The sequence below is a fragment of the Micromonospora sagamiensis genome, assembly GCF_014680085.1.
In the GTDB taxonomy this organism is placed as follows: Bacteria; Actinomycetota; Actinomycetes; order Mycobacteriales; family Micromonosporaceae; genus Micromonospora; species Micromonospora inyonensis.
Genome location: NZ_AP023438.1, coordinates 4,388,851 through 4,414,360 on the forward strand (window position 1 = coordinate 4,388,851; position 25,510 = coordinate 4,414,360).

Here is a 25,510-nt window from a genome sequence, read left to right on the forward strand (position 1 = left end):
GGGGTGTCCGGGATCTCAGGGCGTGGAGGGTCGCACGTGTCCGAGGAAGCCATCCCCCAGCAGGTCAGCCCGGCACAGGCAGCGGCAGCCGGGGCGGAGCCACCGCCCGGGGTCAAGGACCGGCACGCCACCCTGAGTCAGGAGCTGACCGACCACCAGTACCGCTACTACGTGCTGGACGCCCCGGTCGTCAGCGACGCCGAATTCGACACGCTGCTGCGCGAGCTGGAGGCGTTGGAGGCGGAGTACCCGGCGCTGCGCACCCCGGACTCGCCCACCCAGCGGGTCGGCGGCACGTTCTCCACCGACTTCGCCCCGGTGACCCACGCCGAGCGGATGCTCTCGCTGGACAACGCCTTCGCCGACGAGGAACTCGCCGCCTGGGCCGAACGGGTGGTCCGCGACGCGGGCGGCGAGGTGCCGTACCTCTGCGAGCTGAAGGTCGACGGGCTGGCGATCAACCTCACGTACGAGCGCGGCCGGCTGGTCCGGGCCGCCACCCGGGGCGACGGCCGCACCGGTGAGGACGTCACCGCCAACGTCCGCAGCATCCGGGGCGTGCCGGCCGAGTTGACCAGCTCCGCGGAGTTCGGCCCGCCGCCGGAGCTGCTGGAGGTGCGGGGCGAGGTCTACTTCCCGGTCGCCGCCTTCGCCGACCTGAACGCCGGCCTGGTCGAGCAGGGCAAGCCGCCCTTCGCCAACCCGCGCAACGCCGCCGCCGGCAGCCTGCGGCAGAAGGATCCGCGGATCACCGCGTCCCGGCCGCTGCGGCTGGTGGTGCACGGCATCGGCGCCCGGCGCGGCTTCCAGCCCACCGCCCAGTCCGAGGCGTACGCGGCGCTGAAGGCGTGGGGGCTGCCGACCAGCGACCGCTGGCGGGTGGTGCCCGACCTGGCCGGTGTCGCCGAGTACGTCGCCCACTACGCCGCCCACCGGCACGACGTCGAGCACGAGATCGACGGTGTGGTGGTGAAGGTCGACCCGGTCTCCATCCAGGGCCGCCTGGGATCGACCAGCCGGGCGCCCCGCTGGGCGATCGCCTTCAAGTACCCGCCGGAGGAGGTCAACACCAAGCTCCTCGACATCCAGGTCAACGTCGGGCGGACCGGCCGGGTCACCCCGTTCGCGGTGCTCGAACCGGTCCGGGTGGCCGGCTCGACGGTGGCGCTGGCCACCCTGCACAACGCGCGCGAGGTGGAACGCAAGGGGGTGCTGATCGGCGACACGGTGGTGCTGCGCAAGGCCGGTGACGTGATCCCCGAGGTGCTCGGCCCGGTGGTCGACCTCCGGCCGCCGGACGCCCACGCCTTCGTGATGCCCACCCACTGCCCGGCCTGCGGCTCCCCGCTCGCTCCCGCCAAGGAGAGCGACGTCGACATCCGCTGCCCCAACTCCCGCACCTGCCCCGCGCAGCTGCGGGAACGGCTGACCCACCTCGCCGGCCGGGGCGCGCTCGACATCGAGGTGCTCGGCGAGAAGGCGGCGGCGGCGCTGCTCGACTCGGGCGTGCTGACCGACGAGGGCGACCTGTTCTCCCTCGACCCGGACCGGCTGACCGGGGTGCCGTTCTTCGTCAACAAGGACGGCAGCCTGGGCAGCAACGCGACCCGCTTCCTGGCCAGCCTGGACGAGGCGCGACAGCGTCCGCTCTGGCGGATGCTGGTGGCGCTGTCGATCCGGCACGTCGGTCCGACCGCGGCCCAGGCCCTGGCCCGCCACTTCGGCTCGGTGGAGAAGATCCGGGCGGCCACCGAGGAGGAACTGTCCTCGGTGGAGGGGGTGGGGCCGACCATCGCGGCGAGCCTGACCGAGTGGTTCACCGTCGACTGGCACCGCGCGGTGGTCGACAAGTGGGCCGCCGCCGGGGTCCGCATGGCGGAGGAGGCCGTCGACGAGGGGCCGCGCCCGCTGGAAGGGCTCACCGTCGTGGTCACCGGCACCCTCGCCGGGTTCTCCCGGGACCAGGCCGCCGAGGCGATCCAGTCCCGGGGCGGCAAGGTCAGCGGATCGGTCTCCAAGAAGACCGGCTTCGTGGTGGTGGGGGAGAACCCCGGCTCCAAGGCGGAGAAGGCCACCGCACTCAAGCTGCCGATCCTCGACGAGGATGGCTTCCGCGTGCTGCTCGAATCCGGCCCGGACGCCGCGCGGGAGGTCGCGCGCCGCGAGGAGTGAGCCGGGGCGGGCGATGCGGCTTACGGGCAACTGGCCGCGTATACCAACTTAATTACGACTACGACCGATTCGCGGCTGTCCTACCGTGAAATATCCCGCCGGGGGCGTTTGATGGGGAGCACGGCGTGGCACAAGGTCACGCCGTGCGATCCGGACCGCACGCCTCGGGAGGTGCGATGGAAGCCGCCGACCTGCGGAACGCCGTACCGCCTGCCCGGGTGGGGCCGTTCTTCGGGTTCGTCGGCGCGACCGTCGTGCTGGCCGTCGGGCTCACCGCCGGTCCGCTGGTCGCGCTTCCCGCCGACCTCGCCACGCTGCCCGGCGCCTTCTGGATCATGGCAGCGCTCGCCGTCGTCTGCGACGCCCGGCCCTTCGTACCGCCCGGCCAGCGGCACACCTCGGCGGTCTTCCCGTCGATCTGCTTCACCTTCGCGATCCTGGTCGCCTGGGGACCGGGCGCGGCGGTGGCGGTGCAGACCGCCGCCGTGGTCGTCTCCGGCTGGCGGTTGCGGCACGTCGCCTGGCGGACCGCGTTCAACGCCGCCCAGTACGCCTGCGCGCTGGCCGCCGCGGACGAGGTGATCCGGCTCGGCCCCGACGCGGCCTTCGCCGACGACCGCCTGCACTGGACCGGGGCGGTGGCGCTGGCCGGAGCGGCGGTGGCCTGGTTCGTGGTGAGCTACGGCCTGGTCAGCACGGCGGTACGGCTGCGCTTCGGCGACCCGTGGTGGCCGACCGTCCGCCGTGGGCTCGGCTTCGAGCTGCTCGCCACCGGTTCGTTGCTGCTGCTCGCCCCGGTGCTGGTGGCCGCGGCCCGGGCCAGCGCGGCACTGATCCCGCTGGTGCTGGTGCCGCTCTACGCCGTCTACCGGATGGCCCGCCTCTCCGCCGACCAGGAGCATCTCGCCGCGCTCGACCCGCTGACCGGGCTGCCCAACCGCAAGGCGCTGCTCACCGAGGTCGCCGAGCAGATCCGCCGGCACGCCGAACGGGGTGCCCAGGGGATGCCCGACGCGCACCTCGCGCTGCTCCTGATCGACCTGGACCGCTTCAGAGGCGTCAACGACGCGCTCGGCCACGCGGTCGGCGACCGGCTGCTGGTGGCGGTGAGCGACCGGCTCACCTCGGCCCTCGGCTCCCGGGACATGGTGGCCCGGCTCGGCGGCGACGAATTCGCCGTCGTCACGGGCGGGCTGGCCGGGGTGGACGACGCCCGCCGGGTCGCCGACCGGGTGGTCCGCGCCCTCGCCGAGCCGGTTCCGCTGGACGGGCTGCCGCTGGACGTCGGAGGGTCGATCGGCATCGCGCTCTTCCCCGAACACGGTGAGGACTTCGCCACCCTGATGCGCCACGCCGACGTGGCGATGTACGACGCCAAGCACCGCAACGACACCGTCGCCGTGTACGCCGCCGAGTCGGACCACAACTCCGCCGAGCGGCTCGGACTCCTGGCCGACCTGCGCCGGGTGTTGGAGTCCGGGCCGACCGATCCGGCGGCGTCCACCGCGCCGGAGGCCGCTGCCCGGGGCGGCGACGGGGCCGCCCTGCCCACCGGGGACGACGGCACGCACGTCCGCCAGGGCTCCCGGCGGTGGGGTGGTCGGCGGCGCGACCGGGCCACCGCGCACCCCGACGAACTGATCAACCAGATCATCACCGGCGCCGACCCGGTCCGTCGCCGTGCCGGGCGGACCGGCGACGGTCCGGCCCCCCGGCCGTCGGAGCCGGTCCGCTCCGGTGGGGAGTGGGCGCCACCGCCGTCGGGACCGGTCGGAAACGCCACCGCCGAGGACGGACCGGCCGGGACGCGACCGCTGCCCGCCGGGAGCTCGGCCGCGACGACCGCGCCGTCGGCGGGCCTGCCCGGGGTCGCTGCCGAACTGGTCGGGGCGGGCCCGGCCGGTGCCGAGCCCCGCGTCGAGGTGGACGAACCGGCCGGGATCACGATGTACTACCAGCCCCAGGTCCGGATCGCCACCGGCGAGGTGGTCGGCGTGGAGGCGCTGCTGCGCTGGCGGCACCCCGTGCGGGGCATGGTCGACCCGGGGGAGCTGATCCGGGTCGCCGAGCAGAGCGCGGTGATGCGGCTGCTGACCCGCCGGGTCGTCGACGACGTGGTGGGACAGTTGGCCCGCTGGTCGGCGGCGGGCAGCACCCTGCGGGCCGCGCTCAACGTCAGTGTCCGGGACCTGCACACCGGCGAGATCGCCGACCAGATCGGTGACCTGCTCGCCCGCTACGCGATCCGCCCGGACCGGCTGCAACTGGAGATCACCGAGGGCGCGTTGATGGCCGACCCCCGGCGGGTGCTCGACACGGTCTCCCGGCTGCACCGGATCGGGGTGGCCATCGCGCTGGACGACTTCGGCACCGGCTACTCCTCCCTCCAGCACCTGCGGCGGCTGCCGCTGTCCGAGGTGAAGGTGGACCGCTCGTTCGTCCTCGGCATGGCCGACGACCCCGACGATGCCGCGATCGTCCGCTCGATGATCGAACTGGCCGGGGCGCTCAACCTGCGGGTGGTCGCGGAGGGCGTGGAGGACGAGCGGACCTGGCGGTTGCTCCACGCGGCCGGCTGCGACCTGGCGCAGGGCTGGTTCTTCGCCCGCCCGATGCCGGCCGACAAGTTGACCGCGTGGCTGGCCCGGTACCGACCGGTCCGGCCGGCCGGGGTCGCCGGCGGTCGCTCCCGGCCGACCGGCTGACCGGCCCCGCCGCCGTCGGTGCCGCCGACCGGCACGCGGGGGAGTCGGGGGCGCGGCTGACGTGCCAGCCAATAGACTCGCTCCGGTCACCGCGCGGGCAGTCGACCCCGCGGTCGGCGTACCGCCCGAATCAGCAGCACCATCACGAAGGGGGCACCGATGGCCGCCATCTCCCGCGAGGAGGTCGCGCACCTCGCGCGCCTGTCGCGGCTCGCCGTCACGGAGGAGGAGCTGGACACCTTCGCCGGCCAGCTCGACGTGATCCTCCAGGCCGTCGCCCAGGTCGGCGAGGTCGCCGCCGCGGACATCCCGCCGACCTCCCACTCGGTGCCACTGACGAACGTCCTGCGCGAGGACGTCGTCCGGCCCGGCCTGACCCCCGACGAGGCGCTGTCGGGTGCGCCCGACGCCGAGGAACAGCGGTTCCGCGTTCCGCGGATCCTGGACGAGGATGTGGCTTCATGAGCGAGCGAATCAGCAGCACTGGTGTGCGGGGCGCTCAGGGCGCCGGCGAGCGGAGCGAGGCGGCGGCATGAGTGACTTGACCAGGCTCACCGCCGCCGAGCTGGCCGCGCTGGTGGCCTCGGGGGAGACCTCCGCCGTCGAGGTGACCCGGGCGCACCTGGACCGGATCGCCGCCGTCGACGACCGGGTCCACGCCTTCCTGCACGTCGACACCGAGGGCGCGCTGGCCGCCGCCCGCGCCGTCGACGAGCGCCGCGCCGCCGGCGAGGAACTCGGCCCGCTGGCCGGCGTGCCGGTCGCGGTCAAGGACGTGCTCACCACGAAGGGTGTGCCGACCACCGTCGGCTCGAAGATCCTCGAGGGCTGGCGTCCGCCGTACGACTCGACCATCGTCGAGCGGCTCCGCGCCGCCGGGACGGTGATGCTCGGCAAGACCAACATGGACGAGTTCGCGATGGGCTCCTCCACCGAATACTCCGCGTACGGCCCGACCCGCAACCCGTGGGATCTGGAGCGGATCCCGGGCGGCTCCGGTGGCGGCAGCGCCGCCGCGCTCGCCGCGTACGAGGCTCCGCTGTCCATCGGCTCGGACACCGGCGGCTCGATCCGCCAGCCGGGTGCGGTCACCGGCACCGTCGGCGCGAAGCCCACCTACGGCGGCACCTCCCGGTACGGCCTGGTCGCCTTCTCCTCCTCGCTGGACACCCCCGGCCCGTGTGCCCGTACCGTGCTCGACGCGGCGCTGCTGCACGCGGTGATCGGCGGGCACGACCCGCGCGACTCCACCTCCATCCCGCAGCCGGTGCCGGACGTGGTGGCCGCCGCGAAGCGCGGCGCGACCGGAGACCTGACCGGCGTGAAGCTGGGCGTGGTCACCGAGTTCTCCGGCGACGGGGCCGAGCCGGGTGTGCTCGCCGCGTTCCGTGACTCGGTCGAGGCGCTGACCAAGCTCGGCGCGGAGATCGTCGAGGTCTCGTGCCCGCACTTCCAGTACGCGCTGCCGGCGTACTACCTGATCGCGCCGAGTGAGTGCTCGTCCAACCTGGCCCGCTTCGACGGGGTCCGGTTCGGCCTGCGGGTCGGCGACGACGGCAACCGGTCGCTGGAGGAGGTCATGTCGCTGACCCGGGACGCCGGCTTCGGTCCCGAGGTCAAGCGTCGGATCATGCTCGGCACGTACGCCCTCTCGTCCGGCTACTACGACGCCTACTACGGGCAGGCGCAGAAGGTCCGGACGCTGATCACCCGGGACTTCACCGCCGCCTTCGAGCAGGTCGACGCGCTGATCTCGCCGACCACGCCGTTCGTGGCGTTCCCGATGGGCTCGCGGACCTCGGACCCGTACCAGATGTACCTGGCGGACCTGTTCACCATCCCGTCCAACCTCTACGGCGGCCCGGGCATCTCGGTGCCCTGCGGGCTCTCGGAGGGGCTGCCGGTGGGGCTCCAGGTGATGGCCCCGACCATGGCCGACGACCGGATGTACCGGGTCGCCGCCGCGCTGGAGTCGACCGTCGGCACGTTCACCCCACCGGCACTGTGAGTCAGGAGCGTCAGATGACCACGACCCTGCCCGCGTACGACGACGTCGTCGCGCGTTACGAACCGGTGATCGGCCTGGAGACCCACGTCGAGCTGGGCACGAACACCAAGATGTTCTGCGCCTGCCCGACCGACTTCGGCGGTGACCCGAACACCCGGGTCTGCCCGGTCTGCCTGGGCCTGCCCGGCTCGTTGCCGGTCGCCAACTCCGCGGCGATCGAGGCGACCATCCGGATCGGCCTCGCGTTGAACTGCTCCATCGCCTCCTGGTGCCGGTTCGCCCGGAAGAACTACTTCTACCCGGACATGCCGAAGAACTTCCAGATCAGCCAGTACGACGAGCCGCTCTGCGTCGACGGTTACCTGGACGTCGAGGTGAACGGCGAACTGGTCCGGATCGGCATCGAGCGGGTGCACCTGGAGGAGGACACCGGCAAGACGCTGCACGTGGGTGGCTCCGGCCGGATCCACGGCGCCACCGAGTCGCTGGTCGACTACAACCGGGCCGGCATCCCGCTGGTGGAGATCGTCACCAAGCCGGTCGCCGGCATCGGGGCGCTCGCCCCGGAGGTGGCCCGGGCGTACGTCACCGAGCTGCGCGACGTGATCCGCTCCCTCGGCGTCTCCGACGTCCGGATGGAGGAGGGCTCGCTGCGCTGCGACGTCAACACCTCGCTCAACCTGCCCGGTGCAGAGTGGGGCACCCGCACCGAGACCAAGAACGTCAACTCGCTGCGCTCGGTGGAGCGGGCGGTCCGCTCCGAGATGCTGCGCCAGGCGATGGTGCTCGACTCGGGTGGCCGGATCGTCCAGGAGACCCGGCACTTCCACGAGGACACCGGTGACACCACCCCGGGCCGGTCGAAGGAGACCGCGACCGACTACCGCTACTTCCCGGAGCCGGACCTCGTCCCGCTCGCCCCGGACGCGGCGTGGGTGGCCGAGCTGAAGGCCGCCCTGCCGGAGCTGCCCCGCCTGCACCGCCGCCGGCTCCAGCAGGAGTGGGGGCTCTCCGACCACGACATGCAGTCGGTGCTCAACGCGGGCGCGGTCGAGCTGATCGAGGCCACGGTGGCTGCCGGGGCCACCCCGGCCGCCGCGCGGAAGTGGTGGCTGGGCGAGCTGTCCCGGCGGGCCAACGAGTCCGGTGGGGAACTGGCCGACGTCGGGGTCACCCCGACCCAGGTCGCCGAACTCCAGGGGCTGGTCGACGCGGGCAAGCTCAACGACAAGCTGGCCCGGGTGGTCCTGGAGGGCGTGGTGGCCGGCGAGGGCACCCCGACCGAGATCATGACCAACCGCAACCTGGAGGTCGTCTCCGACACCGGCGCGCTCACCACGGCCGTCGACGAGGCCATCGCCGCCAACCCGGACATCGCGGAGAAGGTCCGCAGCGGCAAGGTCGCCGCGGCGGGCGCACTGGTCGGTGCGGTCATGAAGACCACCCGCGGCCAGGCCGACGCCAAGACCGTCCGCGAACTGGTCCTGGCCCGCCTCGGCGTCTCCTAGCCGGCGCTGGTCGCCCTCGTTTCGTGCCTGCAGGGGCCCCTTGTTCGACAAAAAGCGGTAACAGGGGGCCCCTGCTCACACGCACCCCCACCACCACCCCCTCGGTAGGAGTTCAGCGGTGAACGTCCACCCCTTGCGTCCCGACGTCGACCTCGACGTGCTCGACGAGATCCAGCGGCGGGTGCTCTGGCTCGCCACCCGGATCGTCGACGCGGCCAACCACGACCGCCGCACCGGGGACGGGGTGAAGGTGGGCGGGCACCAGGCGTCCAGCGCCTCCCTGGTCACCGCGATGACCGCGCTCTGGTTCGCCCACCTGGACGCCGCCGACCGGGTCGCGGTGAAGCCGCACGCCTCGCCGGTGTTCCACGCCGTCCAGTACCTGCTGGGCAACCTGGACCGGTCGTACCTGCCGAAGCTGCGGGCCCGGGGCGGGCTCCAGTCGTACCCGTCGCGTACCAAGGACCCGGACGAGGTGGACTTCTCCACCGGCTCGGTCGGTCTCGGCGCGGCGGCCCCGCTGTTCGCCGCGGTCACCCGGCGGTACGTCGACGCGCACTTCGGCGAGCGGCCCCGCTCCCGGTTCGTCGCGCTGATCGGCGACGCCGAGCTGGACGAGGGGAACATCTGGGAGGCGGTCGCCGACCCGGCCACCACCGGCCTGGGCAACGTGATGTGGCTGGTGGACTTCAACCGGCAGTCGCTGGACCGGGTGGTCCCCGGGGTGCGGATCAACCAGTGGCGGGGCCAGTTCGAGGCGGCCGGGTGGCACGTCGTCGAGGTCAAGTACGGCCGGCGGCTCGCCGAGGCGTACGCCCGGCCCGGCGGCGGGGCGCTGCGCGACTGGATCGACGCGATGCCGAACGAGCAGTACCAGTCGCTGTTCGGGCTGACCGGGGACGCCCTGCGCACCCGCTTCCTCGACGGCGCTCCCGACGGCATCGAGGCGTTCATCGCCGACGTGTCCGACGACGACCTCGGGCCGCTCGTCACCGACCTCGGCGGGCACGACCTCGCCGCCATGCTCGACGCGTACGCCCAGTGCGACGCGGTGACCGACCGGCCCAGCGTGGTCTTCGCGTACACGGTGAAGGGCTGGGGCCTGCCGATCGCCGGCAACCCGCGCAACCACTCCGCGCTGCTCAGCACCGAGCAGGTCGACGCCCTGCGCACCGCGCACGGGCTGGACGCCGCCACCGAGTGGGATCGCCTCGACCCGACGTCACCGGCCGGGATCTGGGCCAACGCCCGCCGGGAGGCGCTGTCCCGCGCGCCCCGCGAGCGGGCGCTGCCGGTCACCGTCCCGGAGACCACCCGGGTACGCGCGAACAAGCCGATCTCCACCCAGGAGGTCTTCGGTCGCGTCCTGGTCGACCTGGCCCGGCACGAGGAGGTGGGCCGCTACCTGGTCACCACCGCTCCGGACGTGGCCACCTCGACCAACCTCGCCGGCTTCATCAACAAGACCGGGGTGTTCGCCCCGACGAAGCAGCGTTCCTGGTCGGAGGACCGGATGCTGCGCTGGGAGCAGCACCCCGACGGGCAGCACATCGAGCTGGGCATCTCCGAGATGAACCTGTTCCTGCTGCTCGGCCAGCTCGGGCTGGCCTGGGACCTCTCCGGCCAGCCGCTGCTGCCGGTCGGCACGGTCTACGACCCGTTCGTGCTGCGCGGGCTGGACGCCTTCCTCTACGGCACCTACTCCGGCTCCCGGTTCGTGGTGGCCGGCACCCCGTCCGGGATCACCCTCGCCCCGGAGGGCGGGGCGCACCAGTCGACCATCACCGCCTCGGTCGGGCTGGAACTGCCCGGGGTCACCTTCGTCGAGCCGGCGTACGCCACCACGCTGGACTGGCTGCTCTGCGACGCGTTCGGCCAGATCGCCCGGGGTGGCGCGCCGACCACCACCGCCGCGCCCACCGAGGACGGCGCGTACTACTTCCGGCTGAGCACCCGCCCGATCGACCAGGCCCCCTTCGAGGCGGCCCGGGCCCGGATCGGCGACGCGGTGCTGCGCCGGCAGGCGGTCGCCGGGGCGTACCGGCTGGTCGACGCGCACCAGGCGCACCCGGAGCTGGCGGACGCGCCGGTGGTGCACCTGGCCGCCTCCGGGGCGGTGCTGCCGGAGGTGCTCGCCGCGGCGGCGGAGCTGGCCGAGGAGGGCGTGGCCGCGCACGTGGTCGACGTGACCTCGCTGGACCGGCTCTACCGGGCCTGGCAGCGCACCCTGCGGCAGGGGGTACGGACGGCTACCGTGCCGAGCGTGCCCGGCGTGTTGCGGGCGGCGTTCGGCGAGCGGGCCCCGGTGGTGACCGTGCACGACGCGGCCTCGCACGCGATGGCCTGGATCGGCTCGGCGCTCGGGGTGCCGGCGGTGCCGCTCGGGGTGGACGAGTTCGGCCAGTCCGGCACCGTTCACGAGCTGTACGAGCTGCACGACCTGCTGCCCGGCAGCATCGTCAACGCCGCCCTGGCCGCGCTCTCCCTGCGCTGACCACGGCCCGGGTGCCGACCGGGGGAGCCGGGACCAGCGGGACCAGCGGGCGCGACTGGGCGGGGGCCGACCGGGATCAGCGGGTCGGGGTGGGGGTGACCGGCACGTCCGCGCCGGCCTTCGGGTCCCGGACCACCCGCCGTTCCAGGTTGACCTGCGCCTGGCCGGTGCCGCCGACGGTGATGTCGTCGTACGCCTGGAGCAGCTTGTTCTCGTCGAAGTAGAGCACGCTCATCGACAGCGGCGTCGGCTCGTCGCTCTCCAGCCCGCGCAGCCCGGCCCCGCCGGTGGAGCCCTGCACCATGAGCTGGGTGGGCGTCTTCCCCTCCTGCGGGGGGAGCTTGGAGACCTGCCGGTCGTGGGTGTGCCCGGAGAGCACCAGCGGGCAGGTGCCGGAGAGCGGCCCGGCCGAGGCCGGGTCGTGCACCAGGGCGATGTTCACCGGCGTCGGTGATTCCCGCACGGTCGTGGCCAGCTTCTCGCCCACGGTGATCACCTGGTCGGCGGTGGGCCGGTCGAGGCCGCCGGCGGCGGGGGCGGTGCTCTTGTCCGGGGTGAAGCGCGGGTCGCCGATGCCGGCGATGGTCAGCCCGGCGACCGTCGTCGTCGCGTTGTCCAGCACGATCGCGTTCGGCTGGCGGGCCACGGCGGCGGCCGTCCGGCCGGAGTCGTGGTTGCCCCGGATGTAGACGTACGGCTTCTTGAGCAGCCCGATCGAGGCGACGTAGTTCGCCTCCGGCTCGCTGCCCCAGTCGGTGATGTCGCCGGTGTCGATCACCACGTCGATGTCGAACTGCTCCACCACGGTCCGGATGAGCTGCCAACCGGTCGGGTTCAGGTGCATGTCGGAGACGTGCAGCACCCGCGTGGTGTTCGGGGCCGGCTCGTACACCGGAAGCGCCGAGACGGTGGTGTAGAGCTGGCTGACGTTGCCGACCAGCCGCTGGAGCTGCTCGGCGTACTTGGTGTAGTCGTCGGCGATCCGTCGGGCGTCACCGACGATGGCGGGGGCGTTGACGAGCAGCCCCTCGTACCGGGGTTCCTCGATCGACTGCGGACGGAGGGTGGACGCGGCGATGCCGAGACTGCCCGCGGTGACCACCAGTGCCAGCCCACCGGCCCAGGCCGTGCGGCGGGTGTCCCGGAAGGCCAGCCCGGCCAGGATCAGCGTGACTCCGACGGCGGCACCGACGGTACGCAGGCCGAGGCGGAGCACGCCGTGCCGGACGTCCGCCACGGCGGACTGGCTGGCCCGGTTGATGCTCGCCGGGTCGTCGATCAGCGCCTCGACCCGCCCCTGGTCGAGCGCCCCCAGCTCGACGTCGAGGTGGGCTGGACCGTCGTGGCTGTCCAGCAGGAGGGCGCCCAGCGGCGGGATGTCGATCGTGGTGCCCCCGTCGAGGTTCGGGGTGAGCGCCATCCGGGCCCGGAACGGCCCGATGTCGGTGTCGACCTGACCGCCGGCGAGGACGCCGAGCAGGGCACCGGTCAGGCTGATCGCCAGGACCGCCAGCCCCACCCCGAGCCGACGCAGCGTGCCGACCCACCTCCGCCCGGGGGGACGACCGCCCCCGGGGCGCTGCCGCGTGTCTTCGTCCTGCCCGTCCATGATGAGATTCTGACCTGCCCAAAGGGGGATCTTGGCAAACCCCGGTTGCCGAGCCGCCGTGGCTCGTCGACGTCTGCCCAGCTCAGCTGCGACCGGCTCCGCCACCGGCGAAGACCAGCCGGAGCAGGCGGTCGTCCTCCGGTTCCGGGTCGCCCCGGCCGTCGTGGTTGGAGGTGCTCACCCAGAGCGAGCCGTCGGGAGCGGCGGCGACCGCCCGCAGCCGGCCGTACCGGCCGGTGAGCAGTTCCCGGGGCTGGCCGAGCACGGTGCCGGTGTCGGTCAGCTCGACGAGCCAGAGCCGTTCCCCGCGCAGGCAGGCGGCGGCCAGCAGGCGCTCCACCACCGCCGCGCCGGAGCAGGACGCGTCCGCCGTGCGCCACTGCACGAGCGGGTCGCGGTAGCGGCGGTCGCCGGCCTTCCCCTCGACCTGGGGCCAGCCGTAGTTGCCACCCTTGGTGACCAGGTTGACCTCGTCCCAGGTGTTCTGCCCGAACTCCACGGCGTACATCCGCTTGCCGGCGTCCCAGGTGATGCCCTGGACGTTGCGGTGCCCGAGTGACCAGACCGGCGAGTTCGGGTACGGGTTGCCGGGGGCCGGCTTCCCGTCCGGGGTGATCCGGAGGATCTTGCCGCCGAGGCTCTTGACGTCCTGCGAGAGCGGACGGTCGCCGCCGTCGCCGGTGCTGGCGTAGAGGAAGCCGTCCGGTCCGAAGGCCAGGCCGCCGCCGTTGTGGATACCGGCGACCGGGATGCCGGTGAGGATCGGCGTCGGTGTCCCGCCGAGGGTGAACTTGACGATCCGGTTGTCCCGCGCGGTGGAGTGGTAGGCGAAGACCGTCCTGTCGGTGGCGTAGCCGGGGGAGACGGCGATGCCCAGCAGGCCACCCTCACCGGACGCCTCGACGTCGGCGATGGTCTGCACCGGGGTGACCTTCAGGCCGTCCGGCCCGGACTCCGGTCCGACCTGGAGGATCCGTCCGTTGTCGCGCTCGGTGACCAGGGCCCCGCCGTCCGGTAGGAAGGCGATGGCCCACGGGACGCGCAGTCCCTTGGCCAACACCGTGGCCACCACCTCCTGCCCGCCCTGCTCGTTGGCGGTCGCGGAGGGGGTGGGGAGGTTCGGCGGCTCGCCGGCCGGGTCCGGTTCCGGTTCGCCGAGACTGCACCCGGCGGTGACCATCAGCAGCGCCGCGCAGGACGCCGCCGCCGTCGCGCGCAGGCGGCCGATGCGGGGGTACGGGAGACGGGCGCTCACCCGGACCAGACTAGCCGCTCACCGGACGGGGCTCCGGTACGCGATCCGGGGGCTCCACCCGGAAACACGCTGACAAAGACGGATATGTCAGCTGGCGACCGTGCATCTTGCGACACTGGCAGCCGTGGTGATCACCGACCAGCCGGCGCGGGACCCCGTACCGGCCGGGGTGCCGGACCGGCGGCGGATGGTGTCCGCCGGCCGGACGGCCCTGGTGCTCGGGGCGCTCGGCGTCGCCTACCGGGCGGTGGCTCTCCTGGCCGGTGTGCCCCCGACCAACAGCGACGAGGCGGTCACCGGCCTGGTCGCCACGCACGTCGCGCAGGCCCGGGAGTTCCCGCTCTTCTTCTACGGCCAGCACTACATGGGGGCGCTGGAGGCGTACCTCGCCGCTCCGCTGTTCGCGCTCGCCGGTCCGGGCCTGGTCGCGCTGCGGCTGCCGAACCTGGTGCTCTACGCCCTCTTCCTCGTCCTGATGTGGCAGCTCACCCGCCGGCTCTACCACCCGTGGTTCGCCACCGCCGTGGTCGGCCTGCTCGCGCTCGGCTCCGACCGGATCCTCAAGAACCAGCTCATCGCCGGGGGCGGCTACCCGGAGATGAACCCGGCCGGAGCGCTGCTCGTCCTGCTCGCGGTGCTGCTCGGCCTCGGCGCGGTACGCCGCCGCGCGCCGGCCCTCGCCGCCTTCGGCCTGGTCGCCGGCCTCACCCTCTGGGACGACTGGCTGGTCCTGCCGTACGTGGCCGCCGCCGGGCTGCTCCTGCTCGCCGGAGCCGGTCGGGACCTGGCCGGACGCGGTGGCGCCGCGCTGGCCGCCGGGCTCGCCGTCGGGCTGCTGCCGATCGTGGCGCACAACCTCACCGCCGCGCCGGAACACCGCTCGCTCGCCGCCTACCGACAGCTCGGCGGCGGTACGCCCGGCGACTGGGCCGACCGGCTGCACGGCGGTGTGCTGTTCGGGCTGCCGATGGGCACCGGGTTCTGCGCGCCGAGCCGGTGCGCGGACTGGCAGCTCTGGTGGGGAGCGGTCGCCCCGCTGCTGCTGGTCCTGGCCGGACTGCTCGCCCTCCGGGCACTGTGGGGACTGCGCCCGGCCCCACCCGGCGACGACGCGATCCGGACGGCGCGGATCCGGCAGGGCGGGCGGCTGGCCCTGGTCGGGGCGGCGGCGGTGAGTCTCGCCGCGTACGCCGGCAGCGCCGCCGCCGGCACCACCCCGGTGGAAAGCTCCCGCTACCTGTCCTGCCTGCTCGTCTCCCTGCCGGCGTTGCTCTGGCCGCTCTGGTCGGCGGCCCGTGCGCACCCCGGCCGGCTCCCCGCCGGGCTGCGGCGCCTCGGGCGGGCCGGGCTGGCCGCGGTGGCCGGGAGCGCGCTGCTGGCCACCGGGACGCTGGTCACCGAGGCGGGCGGCCTCACCCGGGCCGACGACCGGCGGCATGACCTGGTCGCCGTCCTCGACCGGCTCGGCATCCGGCACTTCTACACCGACTACTGGACCTGCTACCCGGTCGTCTTCGCCACCCGGGAACGGCTGGCCTGCGGGGTGATCCGGGACGACCTGCGCGCCGGCTGGGACCGCCATCCGGCGTACCCGGCCCGGGTGGCCCGGGCCGACCGGGCGGCGTACGTGCTGCCCGCCGGCACGGCACTGAGCCGGGCGGTCGCCGACTGGCTGGCCGTCTCCGGCACGCCGGTGGCCCGGACGACCGTGCCCGGGTACGACATCCACCTGCCCGCCGCCCCGGTGGGCCTGCCGCTGCGCTGACGGCTAGGGTCGGCGGGCGTGAAGGTATGGATCCCGCACGAGCAGGGCCGGGCCCTGGTCGACCAGCTGCCCGGCGTCACCGTCGAGGTGGCCGAGAGCCCGGACCGGCTCCCCGGCGACCCGGCCGGGGTGCGGTTCTGGGTGCCGCCGTTCCTCTCCACCGGGAAGGTGGTCGAGCTGGCCGGCAGCCTGCCCGACCTGGAGGTGGTGCAGCTGCTCAGCGCCGGGGCGGACGCCTGGGTCGGTCGGCTGCCCGCCGGGGTGACCCTGTGCGACGCCCGGGGCGTGCACGACTCCGGCACCGCCGAGTGGGTGGTCACCGCGATCCTGTCCCGGCTGCGCCGCTTCGACACCCTCGCCCGGTCGCAGGGCCGGCGCGAGTGGGCCTACGGTGACGTGGCCCCGACCGACGAACTGGCCGGCAAGCGGGTGCTGATCGTCGGCGCGGGGTCGATCGGCGCGGCGCTCCGGGCCCGGCTGGCGCCCTTCGAGGTGAGCTTCACCCTGGTCGCCCGGACCGCCCGTCCCGACGAGGGCGTGCACGGCGTCGACGAACTGCCCGCGCTGCTGCCGGAGGCGGACGTGGTGGTGCTGCTGGTGCCGTTGACCGACGCGACCCGGGGCCTGGTCGACGCGGCCTTCCTCGCCGCGATGGCCGACGGGGCCATGCTGGTCAACGCGGCCCGGGGGCCGGTCGTCCACACCCCGGCACTGGTGGCCGAGCTGACCACCGGCCGGATCGCCGCCGCCCTCGACGTCACCGACCCGGAGCCGCTGCCGGCCGACCACCCGCTCTGGGGGCTGCCCAACGTGCTGATCACCCCGCACGTCGCCGGCTCGGTGCGGGGCCTGCTGCCCCGGGCCTACCGGCTGGTGGCCGAGCAGCTGCGCCGGCTGGCGGCGGGTCGGCCGCTGGCGAACGTGGTCACCGACGGCTACTGAGCCCGAGTCGCGACCGGATCCGGGCTCGACGGTCGGTGGCGGGTCGGTTCCCCGCTGGCGGCCGGGGCCGGCGGGTCAGTCGTCCGCGCGGTCCGGGAGGGTCTGACCGGTGACCGCGACGAGCCGGGGCAGGTCGGCACCGCGTACCGCCGGCAGGGCCACCCGTTCGCCGTCGTCGAGCCGGGCGACCGCCCGTCCCCTCGGGTCGGCGGCCAGCTCGACGATCCGTGCCCAGGGCAGCCGACGCTGCCCGAACAGTGCGCGGACCCGGACCTCCCGGGGGTCGGCGTCGGTGCCGGCCCGCCACGCCCAGATGGCGATCACCAGCGGGACGAGCAGCACCGGGAGGAAATACCACCGGGCGTCGGCGATCGGCAGCGCGCCGATGACGGCGACCACCGCCGCGACCAGGAGGGCCTGGCTGTGCCGGAAACGGAGAGTGTCGGTGCGACTCACCCCTCGATGATCCCACCTCCCGGGACGCGCCCCGGCGTCGGGCGGTGCCGCACCGGACGACGGTGACCGGGGTCACGGTCGGGGACGCGTAACCGGCACGCGGTCGGGGTCGTTTCGGGAGCAGAGGTGTATCCGTTTCACATCCACCTCACCCGACCCTGCCCCTGGAGGTGACCGACGTGTCCCTCGCACCGCCACCCCGTGCCCCCGTACCGGTGCCGGAGCTCGCCGTCGTCGCGGTCGTGCTGCTGTTCGTCGTCGCCGGCCTGGGCACCCCCGCCTGCCGGGCCGTGATCGCCGCCGGTGGGCTGTCCGCCGTCGCCCTGCTGCACACCCTCGGGCTGCTTCCGCTGCCGGGACGCGCGCCCCGACCGGCCGGCGTCCGCCTGCGGGAGGCGACGGAGGCGGTCGGCCTCGGTCTCGGCCTGGCCTTCGCCAGTTGGATGCTGCTGCCCGCCGGGGCCGCGCCGGTGCCCGTCCGGGCGGCCCTGCTGGTCGCCGCCGTCGGCATCTCGGCGGTCCTGGTCACCGCCCCGACCGGTGGCCCGTCCCCGGTCGGGGCGGTCGTCTGGCGGGCGGGTGCCGTGACGGGCCAACTCGGCCTGGCCGGGCTGGTGCTGCTCCACGCCTACCGGGCCCCGCAGGAGGCGACGCTGCCGGTGGCGCTCCTGACGGCAGCGGGGGCGCTGCTGACCGTGGCCGGTGCCCGCCGACTGGCCCGCGCGGCCCCGCCGCACCGCGCCGGTCCGGCACGGCTCTGGCCCCGGATCACCGCCCCGGCCGCGATCGCGGCCCTGGCCGCCGGCTACCACCTCGTCCGGGCCGGGGAGTTCGACCGCACCGAGGTCGTGCTCGGCCTGGCGGTGATCCCGCCGATGGTCGTCCGCGAGCTGCTGACCGTCGCGGACACCCGTCGCCTCGGTGGGCGGGAGACCCGGGACGTCGACGAGCGACGCCAGCGGGAGGCCCGGGGGGCCGACGAGCGACGCGGGTCGGAGACGGTGCCGGATCTCGCCGGCACCGATCACCGCACCGGACTGGTCGACCGGCGGGAGCTGCGTCGGGCGCTGACCGGTCGGTGGGCCGGGACGGGGGAACCCGCCACGCTGCTCGTGCTGGACCTGCACGGCCTCTGCGACGTCGACGACGGCAGCGGGCCGACCGTGGGCGACCGGGTGCGCGTCGAGGCGGCCCGGCGACTGCGCGCCACCGCCGGTCCGGACGACCTGGTCGCCCGCCTGGCCGGGGACCAGTTCGCGGTGGTCGTCGAGAGCGGGTCGGTGCCCGCGTACGGGCTCGCCCTCCGGCTGCTCGACGCGCTCACCGAGCCGTACCGGCTGCCCGGCGTGCAGGTGCGCCTGGAGGTGAGCATCGGGCTGGCCGACACCGCCGCCGGCAGCACCGACGACGTGCTGCGGCAGGCGGACCTCGCCCGGCGGCGGGCCAGCCAGCTCGGCCGGGACCGGATCGAGTGGTACGACGTCTTCCTCGAGGAGCAGCTGGTCCGCCGGCTGGACCTGGAGCGGGAACTGGCCGGTGCGGTGGCCCGGGGTGAGCTGGACCTGGTCTACCAGCCGGTGCACGGGCTGGCCGACCGGGTGCCGGTGGGCACCGAGGCGCTGCTGCGCTGGCGCAGCCCTCTGCTCGGCACCGTGCTTCCGGCCGAGCTGATCCCGGTCGCGGCCGACCTCGGCCTGCTCGGCGAGGTGGGGCAGTGGGTGCTGGACCGGGCCTGCCGGCAGCTCGCCGCCTGGTCGGCGGTGCACCCGTTGCTCTGGATGGCGGTCAACGTGACGCCGGAGGAGCTGACCGCCGCGGACTTCGTCACCCGGGTGGCGGACACCCTCGCCCGGTACGGGGTGCCGGCCGACCGGCTGGTGGTCGAGGTCGGCGAGGCCGGGCTCGACGTCGACCTGCCGACCGTGGTGGCCCGGCTGGCCGGGCTGCGCTCCCTCGGCGTCCGGACCGCGCTGGACGACTTCCACGCCGGCCGTGCCTCGCTGCGGCGGCTGCGGGAGCTGCCGATCGACCTGGTCAAGGTCGATCCGCGCGCGGTCGATGGCGGGGAGCCGGAGCAGCCCCTGGTCGACGTGGTGGCGAACCTGGCCCGGCGGCTCGGGCTGGAGGTCGTGGTGGAGGAACTGGAGTCGACCGGTCAGGTCGACCGGGCGTACCGGGCCGGCTGCCGGTACGGGCAGGGCTTCGCGCTCTCCCGCCCGGCGACCGCGGAGCGGGTGGAGGCGTTCCTGGAGGAGCACCCGTCACCCGGCGCGTTCGCCTGACCGGGGCGGTCCCCCGGGACGGATCGCGCGGGCACTCCGCCGCACCGCGTCGACCGGGCGCTCACCGCACCCGGGGTGGTGCGGTGCTGCCGCGCGGGCTCAGGTGCGCCGTCTCGTCCTGGAACGCGCCGACCGTCTCCCCGGCGATCGCCGCCAGCAGGTGCCGGGTGGCGTGCGCGCCGTAGGCGGGGATGTCCCGGCCGAGCGCGGTCAGCGGCGGGTGGACCAGCCGGCAGAGCGGGGAGTCGTCCCACGCCACGATGGAGAGGTCGCCGGGGACGGCGAGTCCCATCTCCTGGGCGACCGCGAGCCCGGCGACGGCCATCACGTCGTTGTCGTAGATGACCGCGGTCGGCCGGCCCGGGGAGCTGAGCAGACGCCGGGTCGCCCGGGAGCCCTCCTCCCCGGTGTAGTCGGAGGGGACGGTCACCGCGTCGACCAGGCCGAGTTCCCGGCAGACCCGCTCGAACGCCTCGGTGCGGGTCCGGGTGTGCAGCAGGTCGGGCAGACCACCGACCCGGGCGATCCGCCGGTGTCCGAGGGCGACCAGGTACTCCACCGCCTCGACCAGCGCGGCGGCGTCGTCGCACCAGACGCTGGGCAGCGTGCCGGTGTGTCCCGGGCCGCCGATCACCACCGCCGGCAGGCGCAGTTCCTCCAGCACCGGCACCCGGCGGTCGTCCACCCGCAGGTCGCAGATGAGCACCCCGTCGACCCGTCGTTCCCCCCACCAGCGCCGGTAGACCGCGATCTCCGCGTCCTGGTCGGCGACGACCTGGAGGGTCAGCGCGTACGACCGGGCGGAGAGCTCGGCCTCGACGCCGCTGATCAGTTCCATGAAGAACGGTTCGATGCCGAGGATCCGGGCCGGACGGCACAGGGCCAGCCCGACCGCCGCGGCGGTGGCCCCGGAGAGGGCCCGGGCGGCGCTGCTCGGGCTGAAGCCGATCTCCTCGGCGATGGCGAGGATGCGTCGCCGGGTGGCCTCGGAGACGCCGGGCTGCCCGTTGAGCGCGTACGACACCGCTCCCTTGGAGACCCCGGCCCGTCGGGCGACGTCGGCGATGGTCGGCCGCTTCACCGGCGCGTCCCTCCACTTCCCGGGCGCCCGCACGGGCGGTTTCCCGTCAGGCCCTCGGGCTGATCATGCCGGATCGACGCCGGAGCCCCCGGAGCACCCACGCTACCGCCCCGGCGACTCCGGAGACGTCGACGACTGAACTTGCCCGGTTAAGTTGCCCCGTTGACATGCCGGCAACCGGCTCGTACGGTGACGTAACTTATCCGGTTCAGTCGACGTCTCTCGATCTCGGGAGCGTTCCCCCGCGGAGGGGTGACATGGCACGGTCCTGGTCCCGATGGGCTCGGCTGGCCTCGGCGGGTGTGGTCAGCCTGGTCCTGGTCGCGGCGTGCAGCGGCAACAGCTTCCTCGCGTTGATGGTGATGGTGATCCTCACCATGACCGTGCCGAACCATCTCGGCGTGGTCGCCCTCTCCGACCTGGCCAGCGGCAACTACGTCCGGTACCGGCGGGTGCTGGCCGGTGCCCTGGTCGCCACCCTGCCACTGCTGGTGATGCTGGTCGTCGGCGGCCGGCAGATCGTCCGCGGAATCATGGAAGGTGCGGTGAAGTCTTGAACGAGGCGCGCGGGGGCGGTTCGGCGCGGCACGCCCTGCACGACGGTTGGACCCTGCGGGCGGTGCCCGGCCCACACGTCCCCGCCGGGATCGCCGGGACGACGGTGCCCGCGACCGTGCCCGGCTGCGTGCACACCGACCTGCTCGCCGCCGGGCTGATCCCCGACCCCTACCTCGACGACAACGAGAAGGCGGTCGGCTGGATCGGCCGGACCGACTGGGTGTACGAGACGACCTTCGACCGGCCGGCGGGCGACGCGGACCGGATCGACCTGGTCTGCGCCGGCCTCGACACCGTCGCCACGCTCACCCTCAACGGCGTCGGGATCGGCCGGACCGAGAACATGCACCGCAGCCACCGGTTCGACGTGGCCTCTCTGCTGCGCGACCGGGACAACACCCTCGCCGTCCGGTTCGACTCCGCGTACCGGTACGCCGAGGCGCACCGGGACCGGCTCGGTGACCGGCCGAACGCCTACCCCGAGCCGTTCCCCTTCATCCGGAAGATGGCCTGCAACTTCGGCTGGGACTGGGGGCCGACCCTGGTCACCGCCGGGATCTGGCAGGACATCGGCCTGCACACCTGGTCGGTTGCCCGGCTCGCGGAGGTCCGTCCGGTGGTGACCGTCGCCGACGGCGTGGGCACCGTCGCGGTGCACGTCGTGGTCGAACGCGCCGCCGCTGTCCCGCTCGTCGTCCGCGCCACGGTCGCCGGGGCGGCCGTCGAGACGGTGGTCCCGGTGGGTGAGCGCACGGCCGTGCTCGACCTCACCGTCCGCGACCCCGAGCTGTGGTGGCCCCGGGGGTACGGCGACCAGCACCGCTACGACCTGACGGTGACCCTGCACGGCCCCGACGACCGGGCACTCGACACCTGGACCCGGCGGATCGGCTTCCGCTCGGTCCGCCTCGACACCACCCCGGACCGGCACGGCAGCGCCTTCGCCCTGGTCGTCAACGACGTGCCGGTCTTCGTCCGGGGCGTCAACTGGATCCCCGACGACGTCTTCCCCCACCGGGTCACCCGGAGCCGGCTGGCGCACCGCTTCGACCAGGCCGCCGACGCCAACGTCAACCTGCTGCGCGTCTGGGGCGGCGGCCGGTACGAGTCGGACGACTTCTACGACCTCGCCGACGAGCGGGGATTCCTGGTCCAGCAGGACTTCCTCTTCGCCTGCGCGGCATACCCAGAGGAGGAACCGTTCGCCACCGAGGTCGAGGCCGAGGCGCGCGAGCAGGTCACCCGGCTGGCCGGTCACCCGTCCCTGGTGCTGTGGACCGGCAACAACGAGAACATCTGGGGCTGGTACGACTGGGACTGGCAGGAGCCGCTCGCCGGGCGCACCTGGGGACGGGGCTTCTACCTCGACCTGCTGCCCCGGGTCGTTGCCGAGTTGGACCCGACCCGGCCGTACTGGCCGGGTAGCCCGTGGTCGGGCTCGGACGACGTCCACCCGAACGATCCGGCACACGGCACCATGCATATCTGGGACGTCTGGAACACCGACGACTACACGAAGTACCGCGAGTACGTGCCACGGTTCGTGGCCGAGTTCGGCTACCAGGCCCCGCCCGCGTACGCGACGCTGCGCCGGGCCCTGACCGACGACCCGCTCGCGGCGGACTCACCCGGCATGGCCCACCACCAGAAGGCCATCGATGGCGACCGGAAGCTCCAGCGCGGGCTGGACGCCCACCTGCCCGCCCCGGCCGACTTCGACGAGTGGCACTACCTGACCCAGGTCAACCAGGCCCGGGCCATCGCGCTCGGGGTGGAGCACTTCCGGTCGCACCGGGGCGTCTGCATGGGCACCATCCTCTGGCAGCTCAACGACTGCTGGCCGGTCACCTCCTGGTCGGCGGTGGACGGCGACGGCCGCCGCAAGCCGCTGTGGTACGCGCTGCGCCACGCGTACGCCGACCGACTGCTCACCGTCCAGCCCCGCGAGGGCGGGCTGGCCCTGGTCGCGGTCAACGACAGCGGTACGCCCTGGCGGGCCACGGCCACCGTCACCCGGCTCACCCTGACCGGCGAGCCACGGGCCAGGACGTCGTACGACCTGGACGTGCCAGCCGGCGCGGCGGTCACGCTGCCCCTGCCGGCGGACCTGGCCCGACCCGAGGAGGCCACCCGGGAGTTGCTGGTGGCCGAGGCCGGCGCGACCGCCGAGCGGGCCCTGTGGTTCTTCGCCGAGGACAGGGACATCCCCTGGCCGGCCGCGACCTACGCCGCCACCGTCACCCCGACCGACGGCGGCGTACGCGTCCAGGTCACCGCCCGCACCGTCCTGCGCGACCTGGTGCTGGCGGCGGACCGCCTCGACCCCTCCGCCGAGGTGGACCAGGCCCTGGTCACCCTTCTGCCGGGGGAGACGGCCACGCTCACGGTGCGCGCCCCCGCGCCGCTGGACCCGCGCGCCCTGACCACCCGCCCGGTCCTGCGCACGGTGAACTGACGCCGCCCGCCCCCGCGAGGGGGCGGGCGGCGTTCGACCGGTGGTGGTGTCGCGGCGCTTTCCGACGCGCGGGCAGACGAGTTGAAGACTTTCTCAAGTGTTAAGGTCTTCATGTCTAGCTCGGGAGGGTCAGTCTCGTGTCCGTGCCGCTGTACCAGGCCAAGGCGGAGCTGTTCCGCACCCTCGGCCACCCCGTCCGCATTCGGGTGCTGGAGCTGCTCCAGGACGGGCCGAAGCCCGTCCGCGAGCTGCTCGCAACCATCGAGGTCGAGGCGTCCAACCTGTCGCAGCAACTCGCCGTCCTGCGCCGAGCCGGCATGGTCACCTCGCACCGCGACGGCCCCCTGGTCATGTACGCGCTGAGCACCCCCGACGTGGCCGACCTGCTCGCCGCCGGGCGGCGCATCCTCGGCGCGGTCCTCACCGACCGGGACGCCCTGCTCGACCAGCTGCGCGCCGACGAGGCCAGGGCCGTTCCCGCCATCGGCGGGGAGGGCGACAGCGCGGAGGGCCGCGAGCCCGCCGGGCGGCGTCGGTGAGCGTCGCCGTAGTGGTCCGCGACCGCGTCCGCAGCCTGCTGCCGCACCGCGTCGACTGGGTCGCGGCCCGCCGCTCGCCCCGCCGTGACCTGCTCGCCGGGCTGACCGTCGCCGTCGTCGCCCTGCCGCTGGCCCTCGCCTTCGGCGTCACGTCCGGGCTGGGCGCCCAGGCCGGGCTGGTCACCGCCGTGGTCGCCGGCGCGATCGCGGCCGTCTTCGGCGGCTCCAACCTCCAGGTGTCCGGCCCCACCGGCGCGATGACCGTGGTGCTGGTTCCGGTGGTGCAGCAGTTCGGCGCGGCCGGGGTGCTGATGGTCGGCGCGATGGCCGGGCTGGTGCTGATCGCCCTCGCCGTCGCCCGCCTCGGTCGGTACGTCCGCTACCTGCCCACTCCCGTCATCGAGGGCTTCACCGCCGGCATCGCCGTGGTCATCGCACTGCAACAGGTGCCCGCCGCGCTCGGCGTGACCGACGTGCACGGCGAGCGGGTCTGGGCGGTGGCCGGCGACGCGGTAGCCCGCTTCGTCGTACACCCCCACCCGGCGGCCCTCACGGTGGCCCTCGGTGTCGCGGCGCTGATGCTGCTCGGTGCCAAGTGGCGGCCCGGCGTGCCGTTCTCCCTGGTCGGGGTGGCCGCCGCGACCATCCTGGCGGAGACCACGCCGCTGGACCTGGTCCGCATCGGCGCGCTGCCGCAGGGTGTTCCCGCGCCGTCGCTGGCCTTCGTCGACCTCGACGCGGTCGGCATCCTGCTGCCCTCCGCGCTCGCGGTGGCCGCCCTCGCCGCGCTGGAGAGCCTGCTGTCGGCCACCGTCGCCGACGGGATGACCGTGGGCGAGCGGCACGACCCGGACCGCGAGCTGTTCGGGCAGGGGTTGGCCAACCTGGCCGCGCCGGTGTTCGGCGGCATCCCGGCCACCGCCGCCATCGCCCGCACCGCCGTCAACGTCCGTGCCGGGGCATCGTCCAAGCTCGCCGCGCTCACTCACGCCGTGGCACTCGCCGCGATCGTGCTCGCCGCCGCGCCGCTGGTCGGCCGCATCCCGCTCGCCGCGCTGGCCGGCGTGCTGCTGGCCACGACGGTACGCATGGTCGAGGCCGGCTCGCTGTGGGCGCTGGCCCGCGCCACCCGGGGTGACGCGCTGGTGCTCGTGCTCACCTTCACCGTCACCGTGATCTGGGACCTGGTCACCGCCGTGGCCGTCGGCATCGCCGTCGCGATCGTCGTCGCGCTGCGCGCGGTGGCCCGCAGCGCCCGGCTGGAGCAGGTGCCGCTGGACACGAGCGACCACAGCGCGGAGGAGCGGGGACTGCTCGCCGAGCACATCGTCGCGTACCGGCTGGACGGCCCGCTGTTCTTCGCCGCCGCGCACAACTTCCTGCTGCAACTGTCCGAGGTCGCCGACGTCCGGGTGGTCATCCTGCGGATGTCCCGGGTGTCGACGATCGACGCCACCGGCGCGCACGTCCTCGGCGACGCGATCCGCCGGTTGCGCGGGCGGGGGATCGTGGTGCTGATCTCCGGCATCACCCCGGGTCACGACCAGGTGCTCAGCACGCTGGGGGTGGCCGAGGAGTTGCGCCGGGAGGGCCTGGTCTTCCCGGACACGCCAACGGCCATCCGGTACGCCCGCGACCTGGCCATCGCCACGCGCTGATCCGCCCGGTGGCGGGTCCGTCC

The 25,510-nt window shown here is 74.2% G+C and carries 17 protein-coding genes; 13 read left to right on the top strand and 4 right to left on the bottom strand.

Annotated elements, in window-relative coordinates; translation table 11 throughout:
- Positions 1-36 precede the first annotated feature (36 nt).
- The 6 genes from ligA (at position 37) to IGA62_RS19325 (ending at position 10,887) form a co-directional block, all read left to right on the top strand.
- The gene (gene ligA, locus IGA62_RS19300) at positions 37-2,172 is read left to right on the top strand and encodes an NAD-dependent DNA ligase LigA (protein WP_145819454.1); all 2,136 of its coding nucleotides are present in this window, start codon (positions 37-39) and stop codon (positions 2,170-2,172) included.
- A 176-nt stretch (positions 2,173-2,348) separates the two neighbouring features.
- Positions 2,349-4,877 (top strand): putative bifunctional diguanylate cyclase/phosphodiesterase, encoded by a 2,529-nt coding sequence (locus IGA62_RS19305; RefSeq protein ID WP_145819453.1) that lies wholly within the window; start codon positions 2,349-2,351, stop codon positions 4,875-4,877.
- A gap of 159 nt (positions 4,878-5,036) precedes the next feature.
- The gene (gene gatC, locus IGA62_RS19310) at positions 5,037-5,342 is read left to right on the top strand and encodes an Asp-tRNA(Asn)/Glu-tRNA(Gln) amidotransferase subunit GatC (protein WP_088980289.1); all 306 of its coding nucleotides are present in this window, start codon (positions 5,037-5,039) and stop codon (positions 5,340-5,342) included.
- 67 nt (positions 5,343-5,409) lie between these two features.
- The gene (gatA, locus tag IGA62_RS19315) at positions 5,410-6,885 is read left to right on the top strand and encodes an Asp-tRNA(Asn)/Glu-tRNA(Gln) amidotransferase subunit GatA (RefSeq protein ID WP_145819452.1); all 1,476 of its coding nucleotides are present in this window, start codon (positions 5,410-5,412) and stop codon (positions 6,883-6,885) included.
- A gap of 14 nt (positions 6,886-6,899) precedes the next feature.
- Positions 6,900-8,393 (top strand): Asp-tRNA(Asn)/Glu-tRNA(Gln) amidotransferase subunit GatB, encoded by a 1,494-nt coding sequence (gene gatB / locus IGA62_RS19320; protein WP_145819451.1) that lies wholly within the window; start codon positions 6,900-6,902, stop codon positions 8,391-8,393.
- A 118-nt stretch (positions 8,394-8,511) separates the two neighbouring features.
- The gene (locus IGA62_RS19325; RefSeq protein WP_232624707.1) at positions 8,512-10,887 is read left to right on the top strand and encodes a transketolase-like TK C-terminal-containing protein; all 2,376 of its coding nucleotides are present in this window, start codon (positions 8,512-8,514) and stop codon (positions 10,885-10,887) included.
- Positions 10,888-10,963: 76 nt separating this feature from the next.
- On the opposite strand, the gene IGA62_RS19330 is transcribed toward IGA62_RS19325, so the two are convergent.
- Entirely contained in the window at positions 10,964-12,496 is a 1,533-nt protein-coding gene (locus IGA62_RS19330) for a metallophosphoesterase (protein ID WP_145819450.1), read from the bottom strand.
- 82 nt (positions 12,497-12,578) lie between these two features.
- Positions 12,579-13,751, bottom strand: coding sequence for a PQQ-dependent sugar dehydrogenase (locus IGA62_RS19335; RefSeq protein ID WP_145819449.1), 1,173 nt, complete (start codon positions 13,749-13,751; stop codon positions 12,579-12,581).
- 124 nt (positions 13,752-13,875) lie between these two features.
- Between IGA62_RS19335 and IGA62_RS19340 the strand changes: the two genes are divergently transcribed.
- Together IGA62_RS19340 and IGA62_RS19345 are read left to right on the top strand one after the other, a co-directional pair.
- On the top strand, positions 13,876-15,516 hold the full coding sequence (locus IGA62_RS19340) for a hypothetical protein (RefSeq protein WP_232624708.1): 1,641 nt from the start codon (positions 13,876-13,878) through the stop codon (positions 15,514-15,516).
- A gap of 18 nt (positions 15,517-15,534) precedes the next feature.
- Positions 15,535-16,458: a 2-hydroxyacid dehydrogenase gene (locus IGA62_RS19345; protein ID WP_145819448.1), complete on the top strand. Its 924-nt coding sequence runs from the start codon at positions 15,535-15,537 to the stop codon at positions 16,456-16,458.
- A gap of 75 nt (positions 16,459-16,533) precedes the next feature.
- On the opposite strand, the gene IGA62_RS19350 is transcribed toward IGA62_RS19345, so the two are convergent.
- Positions 16,534-16,914 carry a PH domain-containing protein gene (locus tag IGA62_RS19350; protein WP_091458169.1) on the bottom strand — a complete coding sequence of 127 codons (381 nt, stop codon included), beginning with the start codon at positions 16,912-16,914 and terminating at the stop codon, positions 16,534-16,536.
- 179 nt (positions 16,915-17,093) lie between these two features.
- Here IGA62_RS19350 and IGA62_RS19355 point away from each other — a divergent pair, with 179 nt between their 5' ends.
- The gene (locus IGA62_RS19355) at positions 17,094-19,196 is read left to right on the top strand and encodes a putative bifunctional diguanylate cyclase/phosphodiesterase (protein ID WP_232624709.1); all 2,103 of its coding nucleotides are present in this window, start codon (positions 17,094-17,096) and stop codon (positions 19,194-19,196) included.
- A 61-nt stretch (positions 19,197-19,257) separates the two neighbouring features.
- Here the strand turns inward: IGA62_RS19355 and IGA62_RS19360 are convergent, their stop codons facing one another.
- On the bottom strand, positions 19,258-20,277 hold the full coding sequence (locus IGA62_RS19360) for a LacI family DNA-binding transcriptional regulator (RefSeq protein ID WP_145819447.1): 1,020 nt from the start codon (positions 20,275-20,277) through the stop codon (positions 19,258-19,260).
- Positions 20,278-20,534: 257 nt separating this feature from the next.
- Here IGA62_RS19360 and IGA62_RS30215 point away from each other — a divergent pair, with 257 nt between their 5' ends.
- From IGA62_RS30215 to IGA62_RS19380, 4 genes are all read left to right on the top strand, one after another.
- Positions 20,535-20,834: a hypothetical protein gene (locus IGA62_RS30215; protein ID WP_232624710.1), complete on the top strand. Its 300-nt coding sequence runs from the start codon at positions 20,535-20,537 to the stop codon at positions 20,832-20,834.
- The gene (locus IGA62_RS19370; RefSeq protein ID WP_145819446.1) at positions 20,831-23,290 is read left to right on the top strand and encodes a glycoside hydrolase family 2 protein; all 2,460 of its coding nucleotides are present in this window, start codon (positions 20,831-20,833) and stop codon (positions 23,288-23,290) included. The genes IGA62_RS30215 and IGA62_RS19370 overlap by 4 nt, the downstream gene beginning before the upstream one ends.
- Positions 23,291-23,427: 137 nt before the next feature.
- On the top strand, positions 23,428-23,829 hold the full coding sequence (locus tag IGA62_RS19375; RefSeq protein WP_232624711.1) for an ArsR/SmtB family transcription factor: 402 nt from the start codon (positions 23,428-23,430) through the stop codon (positions 23,827-23,829).
- On the top strand, positions 23,826-25,487 hold the full coding sequence (locus tag IGA62_RS19380) for a SulP family inorganic anion transporter (protein ID WP_145819445.1): 1,662 nt from the start codon (positions 23,826-23,828) through the stop codon (positions 25,485-25,487). The genes IGA62_RS19375 and IGA62_RS19380 overlap by 4 nt, the downstream gene beginning before the upstream one ends.
- Positions 25,488-25,510 lie beyond the last annotated feature (23 nt).

Excerpts from the sequence above, each read along its gene's own strand:
- gatB (WP_145819451.1), top strand. The coding sequence starts at position 6,900 with ATGACCACGACCCTGCCCGCGTACGACGACGTCGTCGCGCGTTACGAA.
- gatC (WP_088980289.1), top strand. The coding sequence starts at position 5,037 with ATGGCCGCCATCTCCCGCGAGGAGGTCGCGCACCTCGCGCGCCTGTCG.
- IGA62_RS19330 (WP_145819450.1), bottom strand. The coding sequence starts at position 12,496 with ATGGACGGGCAGGACGAAGACACGCGGCAGCGCCCCGGGGGCGGTCGT.
- gatA (WP_145819452.1), top strand. The coding sequence starts at position 5,410 with ATGAGTGACTTGACCAGGCTCACCGCCGCCGAGCTGGCCGCGCTGGTG.
- IGA62_RS30215 (WP_232624710.1), top strand. The coding sequence starts at position 20,535 with ATGGCACGGTCCTGGTCCCGATGGGCTCGGCTGGCCTCGGCGGGTGTG.
- IGA62_RS19305 (WP_145819453.1), top strand. The coding sequence starts at position 2,349 with ATGGAAGCCGCCGACCTGCGGAACGCCGTACCGCCTGCCCGGGTGGGG.